Genomic DNA, 16,026 nt, shown 5'->3' with positions numbered 1-16,026 from the left:
AAAACGAAACAGCGGCCCTGTAGCACCATTGAGCTACACCGACGATCGGCGCTTTGCCGACAGATGGCATTTTAGCCACAGTTTGTAACCAATAGTTAACCTGTAACTGTGAAAAACTGTCCACAAAATCCGCCGAAACGTCACTGCGGCCTCAACGCCCTATCGTTTAAAGAGCCAGACCAGTACAATCGCCGCCAAACTTTACGCGCCACCAGGTTGAAAGCGGGAAATTCCCCTTTCAGCGCACGTCGACTCGGGCCAGGCGCGCCACATGCTGCTGTCCACTTAATGCCAGATTGAACTTCCACTGCCGATCGGGATGAATGTCCCGCGGACCGGACAGTGGAAACGGGTACTGAACCGGTACTGCCGCAACCCTAGCTACTCTGAATGCTTCGCAGGAAAAACCTTTGATTTCTACAGCTAACATCACGATGCAGTTCGGCGCCAAGCCGCTCTTCGAAAACGTTTCGGTCAAGTTCAACGGTGGCAACCGTTACGGCCTGATCGGCGCCAACGGTTGCGGCAAGTCGACCTTCATGAAGATCCTCGGCGGTGACCTGGAGCCGTCCGGCGGCCAGGTCATGCTGGAGCCGAACGTGCGTCTGGGTAAATTGCGCCAGGACCAGTTCGCCTACGAAGAATTCACCGTGATCGACACCGTGATCATGGGTCACGAAGAGCTGTGGAAGGTCAAGGCCGAGCGCGACCGTATCTATTCGCTGCCGGAAATGAGCGAAGAAGACGGCATGGCCGTGGCCGAGCTGGAAACCGAATTCGCCGAAATGGACGGCTACACCGCCGAATCCCGCGCCGGTGAGTTGCTGCTGGGCCTGGGTATTCCCCTGGAACAGCATTTCGGTCCGATGTCCGAAGTCGCTCCGGGCTGGAAGCTGCGCGTATTGCTGGCCCAGGCGCTGTTCTCCGATCCGGAAGTGCTGTTGCTCGACGAACCGACCAACCACCTGGACATCAACACCATTCGCTGGCTGGAATCGATTCTCACCGTGCGCAACAGCACCATGATCATCATTTCCCACGACCGTCACTTCCTCAACAGCGTCTGCACCCACATGGCCGACCTGGACTATGGCGAGCTGCGCCTGTTCCCGGGCAACTACGACGAGTACATGACCGCGGCGACCCAGTCCCGCGAGCAATTGCTGTCGGACAACGCCAAGAAGAAAGCCCAGATCGCCGAACTGCAAACGTTCGTCAGCCGCTTCTCGGCCAACGCCTCGAAAGCCAAGCAGGCCACTTCCCGCGCCAAGCAGATCGACAAGATCCAGCTGGCCGAAGTCAAGCCATCGAGCCGCGTGAGCCCGTTCATCCGCTTCGAACAGACCAAGAAACTGCACCGCCAGGCCGTGACCATCGAGCAGATGTCCAAGGGCTTCGACGGCAAGACCCTGTTCAAGAACTTCAGCTTCACCGTCGAAGCCGGCGAGCGCGTGGCGATCATCGGCCCGAACGGTATCGGCAAGACCACCCTGCTGCGTACCTTGATGGGTGAGCTGACACCGGACGCCGGTTCCGTGAAGTGGACCGAAAGCGCGGAGCTGGGCTACTACGCCCAGGACCACGCCCATGACTTCGAAGACGACGTCAGCCTGTTCGACTGGATGGGCCAGTGGACCCAGGGCGAGCAGATCATCCGTGGCACCCTGGGCCGCATGCTGTTCTCCAACGACGAGATCCTCAAGTCGGTCAAGGTCATTTCCGGTGGTGAGCAAGGCCGCATGCTGTTCGGCAAGCTGATCCTGCAAAAGCCGAACGTACTGGTGATGGACGAACCGACCAACCACCTGGACATGGAGTCCATCGAGGCGCTGAACCTGGCGCTGGAAAACTACCCGGGCACGCTGATCTTCGTCAGCCACGACCGTGAGTTCGTATCGTCCCTGGCCACCCGCATCATCGAGTTGAGCCCGAACGGCGTGACCGACTTCAGCGGCACCTATGACGACTACCTGCGTAGCCAGGGTGTAGTTTTCTAAGACCAGCCTGTAGGAGCGAGCTTGCTCGCGATGGACCCAAGATCACCACGTTTAGTCAGTAAGCGCGCGTTATTCTTAACCTCCATCGCGAGCAGGCTCGCTCCCACAATTGAATGCAGGCCCCTGTGGGAGCGAGCCTGCTCGCGAAGGCTGATTCAAGAACGCTGAAAAGCAAAAACAGTTAGCCTGCTTCCTTTTACCCCACCACCGCGCCATGATGCAGCTCTCCCACCGCCGCCCGCGAACGAGCCCTCATGTCTGTGCAGCAAGTGCCCCCGCAAAGCTCCATGGCGATCACCCTGCAGATCGTCTCCATCGTGTTCTATACCTTTATTGCCTTCCTCTGCATCGGTTTGCCGATTGCGGTATTGCCAGGTTATGTCCACGAGCAACTGGGGTTCAGCGCCATCGTGGCCGGGCTGACCATCGGCTCGCAATACCTTGCCACCCTGCTCAGTCGCCCGATGGCCGGGCGCATGTCGGACAGCGTCGGCACCAAGCGGGCGATCATCTATGGCTTGTCCGGGATTGTGCTCAGTGGCCTGCTGACGCTGCTGTCGACTCTGTTGCAAGGTTTGCCGTTGCTAAGCCTGCTGATCCTGATCGCCGGGCGCTTGTTGCTGGGCATTGCCCAAGGCTTGATCGGCGTCGGCACCATCAGTTGGTGCATGGGTCAGGTGGGCGCCGAGCACACCGCGCGGTCGATTTCCTGGAACGGCATCGCCTCCTATGGTGCGATTGCCATTGGTGCACCGCTGGGCGTGGTCATGGTGCAACAACTCGGTTTCGCCAGCCTGGGCATCGCCCTGTCGCTGCTGGCCCTGGCTGCACTATTGCTGATTCGCAACAAGCCCTCGGTGCCGGTGGTACGCGGTGAACGCCTGCCGTTTTGGGCGGTGTTCGGACGCATTGCGCCGTTTGGCGCGAGCCTGAGCCTGGCTTCCATCGGCTACGGCACCCTGACGACTTTTATAACCCTGTATTACGTCAATCGCGGCTGGACCGGTGCCGCCTATTGCCTGACCGTGTTCGGGGTCTGTTTCATTCTGTCGCGGCTGCTGTTCATTTCCGCCATCAGCCGATTCGGCGGGTTCACCTGCGCCATTGCCTGCATGTGCATCGAGACGGCGGGCCTGGTGCTGCTGTGGCTGGCACCGTCGACCGGGTACGCGCTGATTGGCGCCGGCCTGACCGGCTTCGGCCTGTCGCTGGTGTACCCGGCGCTGGGTGTCGAGGCCATCAAACAGGTGCCCAATTCCAGCCGGGGCGCGGGACTAAGTGCCTATGCGGTGTTTTTCGACCTGGCGCTGGCGATCGCCGGCCCCTTGATGGGCGCGATCGCATTGAACATGGGGTATTCGTGGATTTTCTTCAGTGCCGCGTTGTTGTCGGTGATCGGCCTGGGACTGACCCTGCTGCTCAAGCACCGCGCCATGGCTTGACCCTCTGTAAGGAGCTATTGATCAGCCGTCTGCATCCCCGCCCGGGTCGCCCTGCCCAGGGTGCGCGAGAAGAAGCTTGCGGCTTCAGAGATCAGGTTGCGATGAATGTCTTGCCGATCGACGCCATCGGCATCGGTACACAACGCGGGCATGATCGCTATCTGCTCGTCATTGCACGGCGCCATGAAGACGAAGTGCCCTGCCCCCGCCAGTAACTTGAAGTCAGGCGCCGTCGGCAGCTTGCGCGCCAGTGCTGCGGCGTTCTTGTCCACCGCCACCAGCTTGTCGCCATCGCCGCTGTAAAGCAGCACCGGCACGTGCACATCAGCCAGGGTGTGGCGACCGAACTTCAGGCTCAACGGCGCCATCAGCATCAAGGCGTGCACGCGTGGGTCCGCCACCGGCTGCAAGTCGTCGCGGTCGACAATCAACTCGCCTTGGGTATTGCAGGCGTCGCGGTCGTCCGGACGTTCCTGGCAATAACGGCGCAAGCGATCCAGGTCCGGCGTGGCGCCGGACAAAATCAATGCGGTCTCGCCACCGGCCGAATAACCAATGACGCCAACCTGATCGGCGTTGACGAAGGGGGACAACATGCGGTCGCCCAGGGTGGCAGTGATGGCTTCGGAAATCTGAATCGGCCGGCCGTACAGGTTACTCAAAGTACCGAGGCGGCTGTGGTCCCTGGAGTTGTCACCGGGGTGGATCACCGCCACCACGACGAAACCTTTGCGTGCCAGCGAGGTGGCGAGGTCGTGCAAGGCCAGGGGGGTTCCGGTGTTGCCGTGGGACAGCATCAGCATCGGGAACCGGCCTATCGCGACCCTGGTGTCCTCCCCGGCTTCGACGGTGTAACCCTCGAGTTTGCTGGTGTGCTCCCAATCACTGGAAGGATAGAAGGCGATGGCGCGCATCGGCTGCAGGTCCAGTGGGTCGAGAAACGTCATCTCATGAAAGCCGACGCTCCAGTGCGGATGCGGTGCAGGCGCGGCGTGCACTGTATTCAGGCTGCAGAGCAGGCAAATCAGTAAAGTTGCACAAAGACGCACCATGAGATGCCCACCTTGTTACCGGACTTGAGACGTACACCCCGAATTGCATAAGTCGGGCCCCCCGAAACGACCAGAAACAAAAAACTCCGTAGCTGGTACTTGCGTAGCCAGAATACAGAGTTTTTTGGGCTTTACCTGAACGGCTGCGAACTTTTACGCAGGCCTTACGCAGCAGCGAACAACTGCTCGCTGATTTGCGCGTGAGCAGCGCTCATGGCTTTGCTGCGTACGTCGTCACCGTAAGCCAGGCCTTCGGCGCGGACGATTTCGATGTCGGTGATACCGATGAAACCGAACAGCAACTTCAAATATTCTTCGTGGGCAACACCGGTTGCCTGACCGGCGTGCATGCCGCCGGAAGTCGAAACGATCACCACTTTCTTGCCGCCGCACAGGCCTTCAGGGCCGGCTTCGGTGTAGCGGAAGGTCTGGCCGGCGACGGCGATGCGATCGATCCAGGCCTTCAACTGAGTCGGGATGGTGAAGTTGTACATCGGTGCAGCGATCACCACGGCATCGGCGGCCAGGAATTCGGCCAGGGTCGAGGCGCTCAGTTCGGCTTCGTGCTGTTGTGCGGCGTTTCGCAGTTCAGCGGTGGTGCCGGCGGCCACCAGGGTAGTGGAAGAGAAATGGCTGATGGCATCAGCGGCCAGGTCGCGGTAGGTCACTACGGCGGTTGGCTCGGCGGCTTGCCAGGCCTTTACGACTTCACCGCTCAACTGACGGGAAGCGGAGTTGTCGCCCAGGATGCTCGAATCGATATGCAGCAGTTTCATGTGGGATCTCCAAGTGAGGATCGCCCACAAGGGCGATCTGATGGGACTAATCCTACAGACGAAACCAATAGCTGATTAGTCGGCAACAATGCGATAGTTCGTCCCACAGATAGAACAATCGGATGCACATCATGCAAGACCTCAACGACCTGTATTACTTTGCCAAAGTCGTGGAAGCCGGCGGATTCGCGGCAGCCGGACGCTTGCTGGGCATCCCCAAGTCCCGACTGTCGCGGCGCATCGCCGAACTGGAAGAACGCCTGGGTGCACGTTTGCTGCAACGCACCACCCGACAGCTGAAACTGACCGCTGTGGGTGAACGCTACCTCAGGCACTGCCAGGCGATGCTGCTGGAAGCGGAAATGGCCGACGAGGCCGTGGCCAGCATGTCCAGTGAACCCCGCGGGCGTTTGCGGGTGTCCTGCCCGGTCGGGTTGGCCCACGAAATATTACCGGGGGTGATCAGCGACTTTCTCGAACGCTTTCCGCAAGTCCAGCTGGAGGTCATGCTGCTCAACCGCCGGGTTGACCTGGTGAACGAAGGCATTGACGTTGCCCTGCGTGTGCGGGAGCTAGGCGATGAAGACCCGCTGCTGGTCACCCGCCGCCTGCGTCAGGCGCAGATGCTGATGGTCGCCAGCCCCGGTTTCCTCAAAGGTCGTGAGATCAATCACCCCGAAGATCTGAAAAGCCTGCCGGTGCTCGGCGCCTTGGAACCCGACCGCCTGGTGCACATCCGCCTGCTGGATCAAAACGGCAAGAGTTGTGAACTCGCGCTCGAGGCCCGGCTGGGCATCGATGACTTTATCGTGCGCAAGGCCAGCACCCTCTCCGGCATCGGCTTTACGATGCTGCCCATGATGTATTGCGAACAGGAGCTGGAAAACGGCTCGCTGGTGCAGCTGTTGCCCGAGTGGTCCCTGCCCGGTGGCTGGCTGCAGGCGGTCTATCCTCATCGACGTGGGGTGATGCCGGCGGTACGCGCCTGGATTGACCACCTGGTCGAATCCTTCAATGCCTGTGGGGAACGATTGTTATGAAAGCTGGACGGATGAGCGAAGAGGACGTCGCGAAGTTCTGCCTCGCCCTGCCCGGTGCACGGGAAGATTATAAATGGGGAGGCGTGCGGGTGTTTTCGATTGCCGGGAACAAGATGTTCGCCTTGCAGGGCCTGAGGGGTGATTCCCTGGCCTTCAAGGTCGACAAGGACTTGTTTCTCGGTCACTGCGACCGTCCGGGCATTCACCCGGCGCCGTACCTGGCCCGCGCCCAGTGGATCATCATGCAAACGCCCTACCCGCTCGGCAGCGAAGAACTGCAGGGCTTGCTGCAGCGCTCCCACCAATTGGTGGTGAGCAGACTGCCCAGGCGCACTCAAGTCGGACTGCTACTGTAGGGCTTTGTTTAAAAGGTCAAGGCGAAAACATGTGCGCCGAGAAACAGGCGATCGATCCAGAACACCTGGTGCAATAGCACTATGATCCAGAACACCAACTGGTACGAGACTTTGCGGGTTTTATGGCGAAACGCCTGCTGAGCCAGCAATGCACCGGGCCAGCCGCCGGCGAGCTCCAGCGCATGCAGGACGTTCTCCGGCGTACGCCATTGCTCGGCGCGTGCCTTGCGCTTATCGCTCCAGTACAGGAAAAACGTCACGACGCTGACGATGCCGTAGGCCGCGAGGGGAATCAGCGACTCCCCGTGCAGCCATAACGACAGCGAACCCGACAGCGGCAACGTGCACAGGACTGCAAACAACAGCCACTTCAGCCGTGGATGGCGGAACTGTCCCCCGGACGGGCGTCCGGGGTTGTTGCGCGAGCGCGAGTCACTCACGGCTTGACCGCGCTCCAGTCGACCCAGCCGAACTGCCAGGTCGCCAGGATGATCAGGCCGAACACAATGCGATACCAGGCAAACGCCGCATAACTGTGGTTGGCGATGAACTTGAGCAGCCCGCGGACCGCAATCATTGCAAAAATGAACGCCGTGACGAAGCCGACGGCGAACACCGGGAAATCCGCCGGGACAAACAGTTCACGGTACTTGTAGCCCGAGTACACCGCTGCGCCGACCATGGTGGGCATCGCCAGGAAGAACGAGAACTCGGTAGCGGTCTTGCGCGACAGGCCGAACAGCAAACCGCCGATGATCGTCGAGCCCGACCGCGAAGTGCCCGGAATCATCGCCAGGCATTGGGCGAAGCCGACTTTCAAGGCATCTTTCCAGGTGATGTCATCCACGGATTCGGCGTGTACTTCATGCTGGCGGCGCTCTGCCCACAACATGACGATTCCGCCCACGACCAGCGCCGTTGCCACGGTGATCGGATTGAACAGGTAATGGTGAATCAGGTCGGCGAAGATCACGCCCAACACCACGGCCGGCAAGAACGCGATCAACAGGTTCGCGGTAAACCGCCGGGCGCCCGGCTGGGTTGGCAGACCGATTACCACGTCGAAGATCTTGCGTCGAAACTCCCACACCACCGCCAGGATGGCACCCAGCTGAATGATGATGTTGAACGCCATCGCCCGCTCGCCCCCGAAGCCGAGCAAGTCGGCCACGATGATCTGGTGGCCGGTACTGGAAATGGGCAGGAACTCGGTAAGTCCTTCTACAACCCCAAGAATCAATGCCTGAAAGGCGGTCCAAAGATCCATCAATCCCCCAAAAGGCTATGCACGCCGGCATGCCCCGTTAATATTTTTTCAAATGCTTTTTGCGATCAGCCTGGCTGAGGTCTCCCGCGCATCAAGGATCACCACAGAACCGTTAAAATCCTGTGAAAAAACCACCTTGAATCAGCTTTACCCGTGCGGGGGGGCGAAATCCTATCAGACAAGTCCGATCGGCGGTTACAATCCGCCCCTCTTTGATTTCCCAAAGGTATCTCCATGTCCGGGCTTGAACTGTTTGCCGCCGCCCTCGGTGTCATTGCCGTCTGGCTGACGGTCAAACAGAACCCCTGGTGCTGGCCTATCGGCCTGGTCATGGTGCTGCTCTACAGTTGGATCTTTTTTGAGGTGAAACTGTATTCCGACATGCTGCTGCAAATTGTCTATGCCGCCTTGCAGCTTTACGGCTGGTGGCAGTGGACACGGGTTGGCGACACGACCCATGGTCGCGAAGTCAGTCGCCTCGACGCTCGAACCGTGGTGTTGAGCCTGGCCATTGGTGCCGTCGGCAGTCTGTCGCTGGGAGCCGCCATGGCCCACTGGACCGACGCTGCACAGCCCTGGCTTGATGCGGCGCTGACCGGGTTCAGCCTGGTGGCGCAGGTCTGGATGGCGCAAAAACGTGTACAGTGCTGGCCGTTGTGGATCGCTCTGGATGTGATATTCGTCGGGTTGTTCGTCTATAAGGGCATGTACCTGACCGCCACCCTGTACGGGTTGTTCGCCGTCATCGCCGTACAGGGCTGGCGCGAATGGCGTGCCGACCCGGCATTGCGCGCATGAAAGTCCTGGTCCTTACAGGCCCTGAATCCAGCGGTAAAAGCTGGTTGGCAGCCGAGTTGCAACAGCGTTTCGGCGGAATGCTGGTTGACGAGTACGTGCGCTGGTTCATCGAGCAGAATCCGCGGGACACCACGTTGGCCGACATTACGCCCATCGCCCGCGGTCAATTGGCATGGGAAGACCAGGCGCGGGCACAACAGCCACCTTTGCTCATCCTCGACACGCACCTGCTGAGCAATATTCTCTGGAGCCAGACCCTGTTTGGCGATTGCCCCGCCTGGATTGAACAAACGCTACTGGCCCGGCATTACGATTTACACCTGCTGCTGTCACCGGAGCACGTCGAGTGGACGGATGACGGCCAGCGTTGCCAGCCCCGATTGAGTGAGCGCCAGGCATTTTTCGAGCAGACCCTGGCGTGGCTTGAACACCACGCACAACCGGTTCAAGTGCTGCACGGAGATTGGGCAGAACGCCGAATCCAGGCACTGAACGCCGTGACCCGATTGCTCGGCGCCTGACCGGCGTTTGGGGCATTTTCCCCATCCTCCCCCTGCTGTGGGGGGGGAAGTGTCCGATCCTGAAACAACGTCCCTACCTGAAACTACCCATCTCAACACCCCTCATCGTTTGCCTACAGGATGTGTTAAGGCATTGTTACAACAACGCTAGAACCCCTGTTTCAGAGGGGTTGGTACGCAATTACGGGCTGCCAGCGCAGGGATTCGTCTCACCGTTGGTACACCCTCGACAAAGGGTTCCCGAACCAAGTCTGTAAGCCATTGAATCAACTCGATATTCAAAAGGCGGCACAGCTTTCGCTGTATTCCTCACACAGCTGACCGGGGCCAGCTTACAAATGAAGGAATGAATGTCGTGGAGATATTCAAAAAAAAGGCTTGATGTGCCTCCTGCTGATCGCGAGCGCTGCTGGCACTGTTCTAAGTTTAAACGTTCGAGCCGAAGGCAACGGTGTCATCGTGCTTGACCGTACCGTTCACCCAACGCTCATCGGTCGCAGCGGCGGCAGGGATCCGAACCCGGCCACCATCAGCGCCAACCCTTCTGCCCGCGTCACCGGCGAACTCAGCGACGCCGACATCGCCGGGGTAACCACCGGAACGACCCCTCATAACAGCTTCGGGCAAAACCCGGGCGGCATGCACGGCCTGAATGTCATCACCAACCCCAACGGTTTGCCCGGCATGTCCGTCGGCCACAGTGGTGGCAGCGGCGGCACCATTTCCGGAACCATCAACCGCGCCATGAGCAGCGGCCTCAGCCCACTGGGCAGAATCACGGGGGGGCAATGAGATGGATCGTTCCCTTCTTTTAACTGCCCTTTTACCTGCCCTGCTACTTGCCCTGCTCGGCGGCACCAGCGTGATGGCCGATTCGGGCGTCAGTTCGGTGAACAACGCCATCCTCCTGGATTCCGGTACCCAATACCGAGGCAACTTCAGCGTCAACCAGGCGGCGGGTGATCAACAGCAGCAGGCCAACGTCCGCGCGATCGCCATTGGAACCGAAACCGGGGCGACCACCAGCGTCAGGCAGAGCATCACCACGCCGGCCAATCCGTCGATGGATGCGACGGCCAATATTGGTGGCACCTCTTTCAGTAATGGCAACGGCGTACTGGGCGTCAACCAGAGTGCCGGGGCGAACAACCAGATGGCCAACGCCCTGCGCATCAGCATCGGCGCTGCACCACAAGCCATCGACGACAGTGCTCTTTCTCAACAGAACGTGGCGTTGCTACCGAGCTCGGGAGCAACTGGCACCCAAAACGGCAGTCGCCAGGTCGTGACAAGCGACCAGGCCTTTACCGGCAGCCGGGGCGTGATCCAGGTGAACCAGAGTGCCGGGGTGGGGAACCGAATGGCTAACACCCTGAGTATCCGGGTCTCTGACTGACCCCGATACAGTGCGAATGGGGAAGTATCAACACTTGACCAACTAATGAGCACGGAGAATCACCATGAACCCGACAACTGCTCTCAAACCACTGGCTTTCGCCCTGGCAGCAGTGATGGCATTCGCAGCCCAGGCAGCCGGTGTTGATGATCCCGAACAGGCCAATGGACAGGGCAGCAACCAACAGCCTAATGGCCCGTCGCTGGAACAGATTCTGCAGATAACCGCAGGTGCCGGGGCCGCCGTGCTGGACTCGCAGGAAAGCAGTGACAGCGGAGTAGTGAACCGGGGCACCCAAAACGACGCTAAAATCGATAACTCCCTGAACAACTCCAATGGCAACATGGGCGCCAACGTTGCAGCCGGTAACGGCAACCAGCAAGACAACGCCGCCGCCCTTGCCACGGCTGACGAAGCCTTCATCTTCGGCAGCGCGGTCGCCGTCTCCAGCGCGACTCAGAGGAACACCGGCAACACCGCCAGGAACCGCTCCAACACCAACAACACATCGCTCAATAACGCGGGCAACAGCGGTTCCGGCAACATCGGCATCAACGTGACCACCGGCGACTTCAACCAACAGAAAAACAACCTGGCAATTGCCGTTTCCGGCGGCCGTGTAGCGGTAGCCGCGGCGGCGGCCAACCAAAGCACGTCCGGGCTGAACGTCACCAACAACGCCAGGACTGAATTCGTACCCGTGGGTGTACTCGGTCTGTCCGGCATAACCACTCAACAAGTGATGACGCCAGAAGGCTGGAGACCTCCTGTAACCAACAATGCTTCGATCACGAGTTCGATGAACAACTTCTCCGGAAACGGCGGAGCCAACGTATCGTCCGGCGTCGGCAACCAGCAAAGCAACTCGCTGTCCATCGCCGCAGGCTGTAAATCATGCCCATAATCGCGACCGCCATGAAAGCCCCGGCGACGGCGCTTTTCCTTGGTCTGAAGGCGTATCGTCCATGCGTAAGACGGCCCTTTTCGTTCTGCTGTGCCTGTCTGGCCTGACCCAGGCTGCACAGATGCCGGTTGCCGCCCTGCCGGGCGGCGTGCTGGTGTACAAGCACGTACAGAGTTTGCGTGAGCGCAAGTTCAGCGACATCGTCGAACAGAAAACCGATTTCAGCTGCGGCGCCGCCGCGCTGGCAACGATCCTGCGCCAGGCCTATTGGCTCGACGTCGATGAGGAGCACATCATCAAAGGCATGCTGGTCTTCGCCGACCAGGACCTGGTCCGTACCCAGGGTTTTTCCATGCTGGACATGAAGCGCTACATAGAAAGCATCGGCATGCGCGCCAGGGGTTACAAGATCCCGCCTGAAAGACTCGATGCCGTGACGATTCCGGTGGTAGTACTGATGGAAACTCGTGGCTACAAGCACTTCGTGGTGTTGCAGCGGGCGGACAAGAACTGGGTCTACATCGGCGACCCGGTGCTCGGTCACAAACGCTACTCCCATGATGATTTTGTCAAAGGCTGGAACGGCATTGTCTTCGCTATCATCGGTCCCGGTTACGACAAGACCAATGCGTTACGCAGTCCACCGGAACCGCTGACTGCCAAGAACAAGATGGATAATTTCAACCCGGTCAAAGATGCTGAATTGATGGAATTTGGTTTCATACAGAGCGACTTCTTCTAATCGCCAATAAGATGACAGGGGGCAGGATGCTCCGGGAGCAGCAAATGAAAACCTCGTATTGGGTGGTCACTGCCTGTCTGGCAGCGACCACTTCAGGTTTTGCTGATGAGTTCAGACCCATCGAAATCAACGACCAGGAACTGGCCGAGTTGCGTGGCCGGTATGTAATGCCGGGGCGGATCATCAGCTTCGGTGTTGTCATGAGCAGTACCTGGCGCAACGCCAGTGGTGACCTGATCGGGGCAACCACCTCGATGCGTCTTCAAGCCGAAACGGTCAAGCCCGAGTTCTACGTATCAACCATCAAACACAGCGGTAAAGGCGGTTCGCCCAACTCGGGTACCGGTCGTGTAACGGGTGGCGCCGGACTGAGCACCTCTCAGGGCATTACCCAGGTCACACGGGCTGCAGGTGATGACAACCGCTCAAACAACAAGATCGCCATCAACGTCAAAGAGGCCAGTACGGCCCCTGCGCCGGTGCCTAGCCGGGGCCAGGCGCTGATAGCCGGTCAAACCATCACCGGCAGCAATGCTGCAGGGAGTGTCGCCGTGTCCGCGACCGGCGGCGGTGTTCAGCTGGCCATTACCGCCAACAACAACCAGGGCTCAAGCCTGCAACAAGTCGCCCAGGGCGGATTACTTCAAGACACCCGATTGCTGGGCAGCAGCAATGTGGTCAACAACATGACTCGACTCAACGTCGTGCTCGACAATAAAAGCCCGAGTGCTGGTGCATTGGGCTACAACCTGAACCAACTCACTGCATTACGAACCTTGGGGTATTGAACTACGCTGAATCACGACCATTGGGCACAAATGGACGGCTTTTTCATGTACCGATCGGTATCACTGCGTACAGTTATATGCTTGTGTACTCTACTCCCGGTGGCGTTGGTGCAGGCAGCACCTGACCCGGAACTGGAGGCTCTCAAACGAGAGCTTCTGGAGTTGAAACAACGATACGAAGTCCAGCAAAAAGCTCTGGCGGTTCTCGAACAACGGGTCCGCCAGGTCGAAGAACAGCCCGCGCCCCCACCTCCCAAACGGCTGGCCAAGTCACCAGCGGACCTCAAGGGCAATCCAAACGTCGCCACCGGCACCGGTGCCGCGGCGGCTTCAGGGGGGGCCGCCGGAGGCAGCGGCAGTTCGTATGGACAATCGCTGGCCGAAGACTCACAACCGGCGCAAAGCGTTTCAAACCTGTATGACGAGGCCAGCGGGTTCTTCGGCGGTGGCAAGTTCAGCGTCGAAACCGGGATAACCTACTCCAGGTACGATACCCGCCAACTGGTCCTCAACGGTTTTCTCGCCCTGGACTCGATCTTTCTCGGTGCCATCAACCTGGACCGGATCAAGGCCGACACCTGGACGCTGGACCTCACCGGCCGCTACAACTTCAACAATCGCTGGCAGTTCGACCTGAACGTGCCGGTGGTCTACCGCCAGTCCACGTACCAGTCCGGTGGCGGCAATAGCGGTGCCGCCAACGTCACGACCGAAGATACCGTCAAGGAAGACCCGACCATTGGGGACGTCAACTTCGGTATCGCCTACAAATTCCTCGACGAGTCGGCCAACACGCCGGATGCCGTGTTGACCTTGCGCGTCAAGGTACCGACCGGCAAAGACCCGTTCGGCATCAAGCTGGTTCGGGTGGACGAAAACTCCAACCTGGCCGTGCCTGAATCCTTGCCTACCGGTAACGGCGTCTGGTCTATCACGCCGGGGATCTCTCTGGTCAAGACCTTCGATCCGGCAGTGCTGTTCGGTAGCCTGTCGTACACGCACAACCTGGAGGAGTCTTTCGACGACATCAGCTCCAACCCGGCGCTCAAGACGCCGGGCAAAGTACGCATTGGCGACAGTTTCCAGATTGGCGCCGGTATTGCGTTCGCCTTGAACGAAAAGATGAGCATGTCGTTCTCGGTCTCTGACCTGGTGCAACGCAAAAGCCAGCTCAAGGAAGATGGCGGGGATTGGCAGTCGGTGGTGTCCAGTGATGCCAACGCCGGTTACTTCAACATCGGCATGACCATTGCGGCCACCGACCGCCTGACCATCGTACCCAACCTGTCCATTGGCATGACGGACGACGCCCCGGACTTCCAGTTCAGCCTGAAATTCCCTTACTACTTCTGACCAGGCTCTTCACGCAATCCAGGAAAACTGTAGGAGCCAGCTTGCTGGCGATGGACTCCAGTGCGCCGCGTTCATCCAGGTCACACGCGTAATCGTTAACGACCATCGCAGGCAAGCCAGCTCCCACAGGGGGCCATGCCCACGTTGAAACTGCAGGAGCCAGCCTGCTGGCGATGGACTCAAGCGCGCCGCGCCAGCAACTTCCATTGCAGCGGTCTTTTTGTTTGAAGCAGGAGTTCAACGAATCTGATGCTTGTGCAACAACCGGTAGAAAGTCGGGCGCGACACGCCCAATACTTTGGCGGCGACACTCAGGTTATCGCTGTGACGGTTCAATACATCGCACAACGCCTGGCGTTCGGCCCGGGTCTTGTATTCTTCGAGGGTGCCCATCGGCGCGGCAATTGCGTGTTGACTGATCAACCCCAGGTCGCGAGCCTCGATCTGCCGGCCTTCGGCCAATACCAGTCCGCGACGTACGCGATTGGCCAGTTCACGCACATTGCCTGGCCAGTCGTGTTTGCCCATGGCAATCAAGGCGTCTTCGCTGAAACTGCGGGGGCGACGTCCGGTTTCACGGCTGTAGAAATGGGAAAAGTGATTGGCCAGCATCGATAAGTCGCCATGGCGCTCGCGCAGCGGAACGGTCAGCACTTGCAGTACGTTCAGGCGGTAATACAAATCTTCGCGAAAGCGTTTCTTCGCGATAGCGGCTTCAAGGTCGACATTCGTCGCCGCCAGCACCCGCACATCGACCGGAATCGGCTGACTGCCGCCCACCCGCTCGATGTGCTTTTCCTGGAGGAACCGCAACAGATTGGCCTGCAACTCCAGTGGCAGGTCACCGATCTCGTCGAGAAACAGGGTGCCACCGTTAGCGGCTTCTATTCGTCCGACCTTGCGTTGATGTGCGCCGGTAAACGCGCCTTTCTCATGACCGAACAACTCGGACTGGATCAAGTGTTCGGGAATCGCACCACAATTGATCGCGATGAAGGGTTTGCTGTGACGCTGAGACAGGCGATGCAGGGTTCGTGCGACCAATTCCTTGCCAGTGCCGCTTTCACCGCGAATCAATACCGGAGATTCGGTCGGGGCCAGTTTGCTCAACAGTTTTCGCAGTTCACGCACGGGTTTACTGTCGCCAAGCAATTCGTGCTCGGACTGGTCAACATGCACCGTACCCTGCCCACGCAACCGCACCATGCCAAATGCCCGGCCCAGCGTTACCTGAACCCTGGACACATCGAATGGCAAGGTATGAAAGTCAAAAAACCACTCACAGACAAAGTCGCCGACATTTTTCAGTCGCAGCACTTCCTGGTTGAGTACGGCTATCCACTCTGCGCCACTGCGGCTGATCAACTCCTTGACGGGCTCCGGGTGCTCAAGGTGATACGGCTGCAGGCGTATCAAGCCCACGTCACAGGTTCGCTCAGCGGCGTGCTCCAGCGTGCAGCTGTCAACCTCCCAACCGATATCGCGCAATCCAGGGAGCAGACGATAGCAATCGTCACAGGGGTCCACCACTAATAGACGTCGTGAAGCTGGCACATCGCTCATGACTGTTCCTTGGCGCCAAAATTTTAGAAAA

General features: G+C 59.3%; 17 protein-coding genes. 12 read left to right on the top strand and 5 right to left on the bottom strand.

Annotated elements, in window-relative coordinates; genetic code table 11:
• Positions 1 to 410 precede the first annotated feature (410 nt).
• On the top strand, positions 411 to 1,997 hold the full coding sequence (locus PPUTUW4_RS12720; RefSeq protein ID WP_033044478.1) for an ABC-F family ATPase: 1,587 nt from the start codon (positions 411 to 413) through the stop codon (positions 1,995 to 1,997).
• 254 nt (positions 1,998 to 2,251) lie between these two features.
• Positions 2,252 to 3,439, top strand: coding sequence for an MFS transporter (locus PPUTUW4_RS12715; protein WP_015095009.1), 1,188 nt, complete (start codon positions 2,252 to 2,254; stop codon positions 3,437 to 3,439).
• Between the two features lie 14 nt (positions 3,440 to 3,453).
• Here PPUTUW4_RS12715 and PPUTUW4_RS12710 read toward each other — a convergent pair whose 3' ends face one another.
• Both PPUTUW4_RS12710 and PPUTUW4_RS12705 read right to left on the bottom strand, forming a co-directional pair.
• Positions 3,454 to 4,491, bottom strand: a complete 1,038-nt coding sequence (locus PPUTUW4_RS12710) for a hypothetical protein (protein ID WP_015095008.1) — start codon at positions 4,489 to 4,491, stop codon at positions 3,454 to 3,456.
• A gap of 164 nt (positions 4,492 to 4,655) precedes the next feature.
• Positions 4,656 to 5,267 (bottom strand): FMN-dependent NADH-azoreductase, encoded by a 612-nt coding sequence (locus PPUTUW4_RS12705; RefSeq protein WP_015095007.1) that lies wholly within the window; start codon positions 5,265 to 5,267, stop codon positions 4,656 to 4,658.
• A gap of 131 nt (positions 5,268 to 5,398) precedes the next feature.
• Between PPUTUW4_RS12705 and PPUTUW4_RS12700 the strand changes: the two genes are divergently transcribed.
• Together PPUTUW4_RS12700 and PPUTUW4_RS12695 are read left to right on the top strand one after the other, a co-directional pair.
• Positions 5,399 to 6,307 (top strand): LysR substrate-binding domain-containing protein, encoded by a 909-nt coding sequence (locus PPUTUW4_RS12700; protein WP_015095006.1) that lies wholly within the window; start codon positions 5,399 to 5,401, stop codon positions 6,305 to 6,307.
• Complete coding sequence (locus PPUTUW4_RS12695) at positions 6,304 to 6,663, top strand: MmcQ/YjbR family DNA-binding protein (RefSeq protein ID WP_015095005.1); 360 nt, start codon at positions 6,304 to 6,306, stop codon at positions 6,661 to 6,663. Before PPUTUW4_RS12700 ends, PPUTUW4_RS12695 begins: the two co-directional genes overlap by 4 nt.
• 8 nt (positions 6,664 to 6,671) lie before the next feature.
• On the opposite strand, the gene PPUTUW4_RS12690 is transcribed toward PPUTUW4_RS12695, so the two are convergent.
• A complete protein-coding gene (locus PPUTUW4_RS12690) occupies positions 6,672 to 7,103 on the bottom strand; it encodes a DUF1294 domain-containing protein (protein ID WP_015095004.1) in 432 nt (143 codons plus the stop codon).
• Positions 7,100 to 7,930 carry an undecaprenyl-diphosphate phosphatase gene (locus PPUTUW4_RS12685; RefSeq protein WP_015095003.1) on the bottom strand — a complete coding sequence of 277 codons (831 nt, stop codon included), beginning with the start codon at positions 7,928 to 7,930 and terminating at the stop codon, positions 7,100 to 7,102. The genes PPUTUW4_RS12690 and PPUTUW4_RS12685 overlap by 4 nt, the downstream gene beginning before the upstream one ends.
• A 234-nt stretch (positions 7,931 to 8,164) precedes the next feature.
• Here PPUTUW4_RS12685 and pnuC point away from each other — a divergent pair, with 234 nt between their 5' ends.
• The 8 genes from pnuC (at position 8,165) to PPUTUW4_RS12645 (ending at position 14,432) form a co-directional block, all read left to right on the top strand.
• Entirely contained in the window at positions 8,165 to 8,728 is a 564-nt protein-coding gene (gene pnuC / locus PPUTUW4_RS12680) for a nicotinamide riboside transporter PnuC (protein WP_015095002.1), read from the top strand.
• Positions 8,725 to 9,249, top strand: a complete 525-nt coding sequence (locus PPUTUW4_RS12675) for an AAA family ATPase (RefSeq protein WP_015095001.1) — start codon at positions 8,725 to 8,727, stop codon at positions 9,247 to 9,249. The genes pnuC and PPUTUW4_RS12675 overlap by 4 nt, the downstream gene beginning before the upstream one ends.
• A gap of 381 nt (positions 9,250 to 9,630) precedes the next feature.
• Positions 9,631 to 10,041, top strand: coding sequence for a hypothetical protein (locus PPUTUW4_RS12670; RefSeq protein ID WP_015095000.1), 411 nt, complete (start codon positions 9,631 to 9,633; stop codon positions 10,039 to 10,041).
• Position 10,042: 1 nt separating this feature from the next.
• Positions 10,043 to 10,645: a hypothetical protein gene (locus PPUTUW4_RS12665; RefSeq protein ID WP_015094999.1), complete on the top strand. Its 603-nt coding sequence runs from the start codon at positions 10,043 to 10,045 to the stop codon at positions 10,643 to 10,645.
• Between the two features lie 64 nt (positions 10,646 to 10,709).
• Complete coding sequence (locus tag PPUTUW4_RS12660) at positions 10,710 to 11,549, top strand: hypothetical protein (RefSeq protein ID WP_015094998.1); 840 nt, start codon at positions 10,710 to 10,712, stop codon at positions 11,547 to 11,549.
• Between the two features lie 61 nt (positions 11,550 to 11,610).
• Positions 11,611 to 12,291, top strand: a complete 681-nt coding sequence (locus PPUTUW4_RS12655; protein ID WP_015094997.1) for a C39 family peptidase — start codon at positions 11,611 to 11,613, stop codon at positions 12,289 to 12,291.
• Between the two features lie 26 nt (positions 12,292 to 12,317).
• Positions 12,318 to 13,079: a hypothetical protein gene (locus PPUTUW4_RS12650; protein ID WP_015094996.1), complete on the top strand. Its 762-nt coding sequence runs from the start codon at positions 12,318 to 12,320 to the stop codon at positions 13,077 to 13,079.
• Between the two features lie 45 nt (positions 13,080 to 13,124).
• A complete protein-coding gene (locus PPUTUW4_RS12645) occupies positions 13,125 to 14,432 on the top strand; it encodes a transporter (protein WP_015094995.1) in 1,308 nt (435 codons plus the stop codon).
• A gap of 237 nt (positions 14,433 to 14,669) precedes the next feature.
• Here PPUTUW4_RS12645 and PPUTUW4_RS12640 read toward each other — a convergent pair whose 3' ends face one another.
• On the bottom strand, positions 14,670 to 15,995 hold the full coding sequence (locus PPUTUW4_RS12640; RefSeq protein ID WP_015094994.1) for a sigma-54 dependent transcriptional regulator: 1,326 nt from the start codon (positions 15,993 to 15,995) through the stop codon (positions 14,670 to 14,672).
• Between the last annotated feature and the right edge of the window lie 31 nt (positions 15,996 to 16,026).

Origin of the sequence: Pseudomonas sp. UW4 (assembly GCF_000316175.1) — a bacterium.
GTDB classification, from domain to species: Bacteria; Pseudomonadota; Gammaproteobacteria; order Pseudomonadales; family Pseudomonadaceae; genus Aquipseudomonas; species Aquipseudomonas laurylsulfatiphila.
This window is presented reverse-complemented; position numbering and strand designations above follow the sequence as displayed.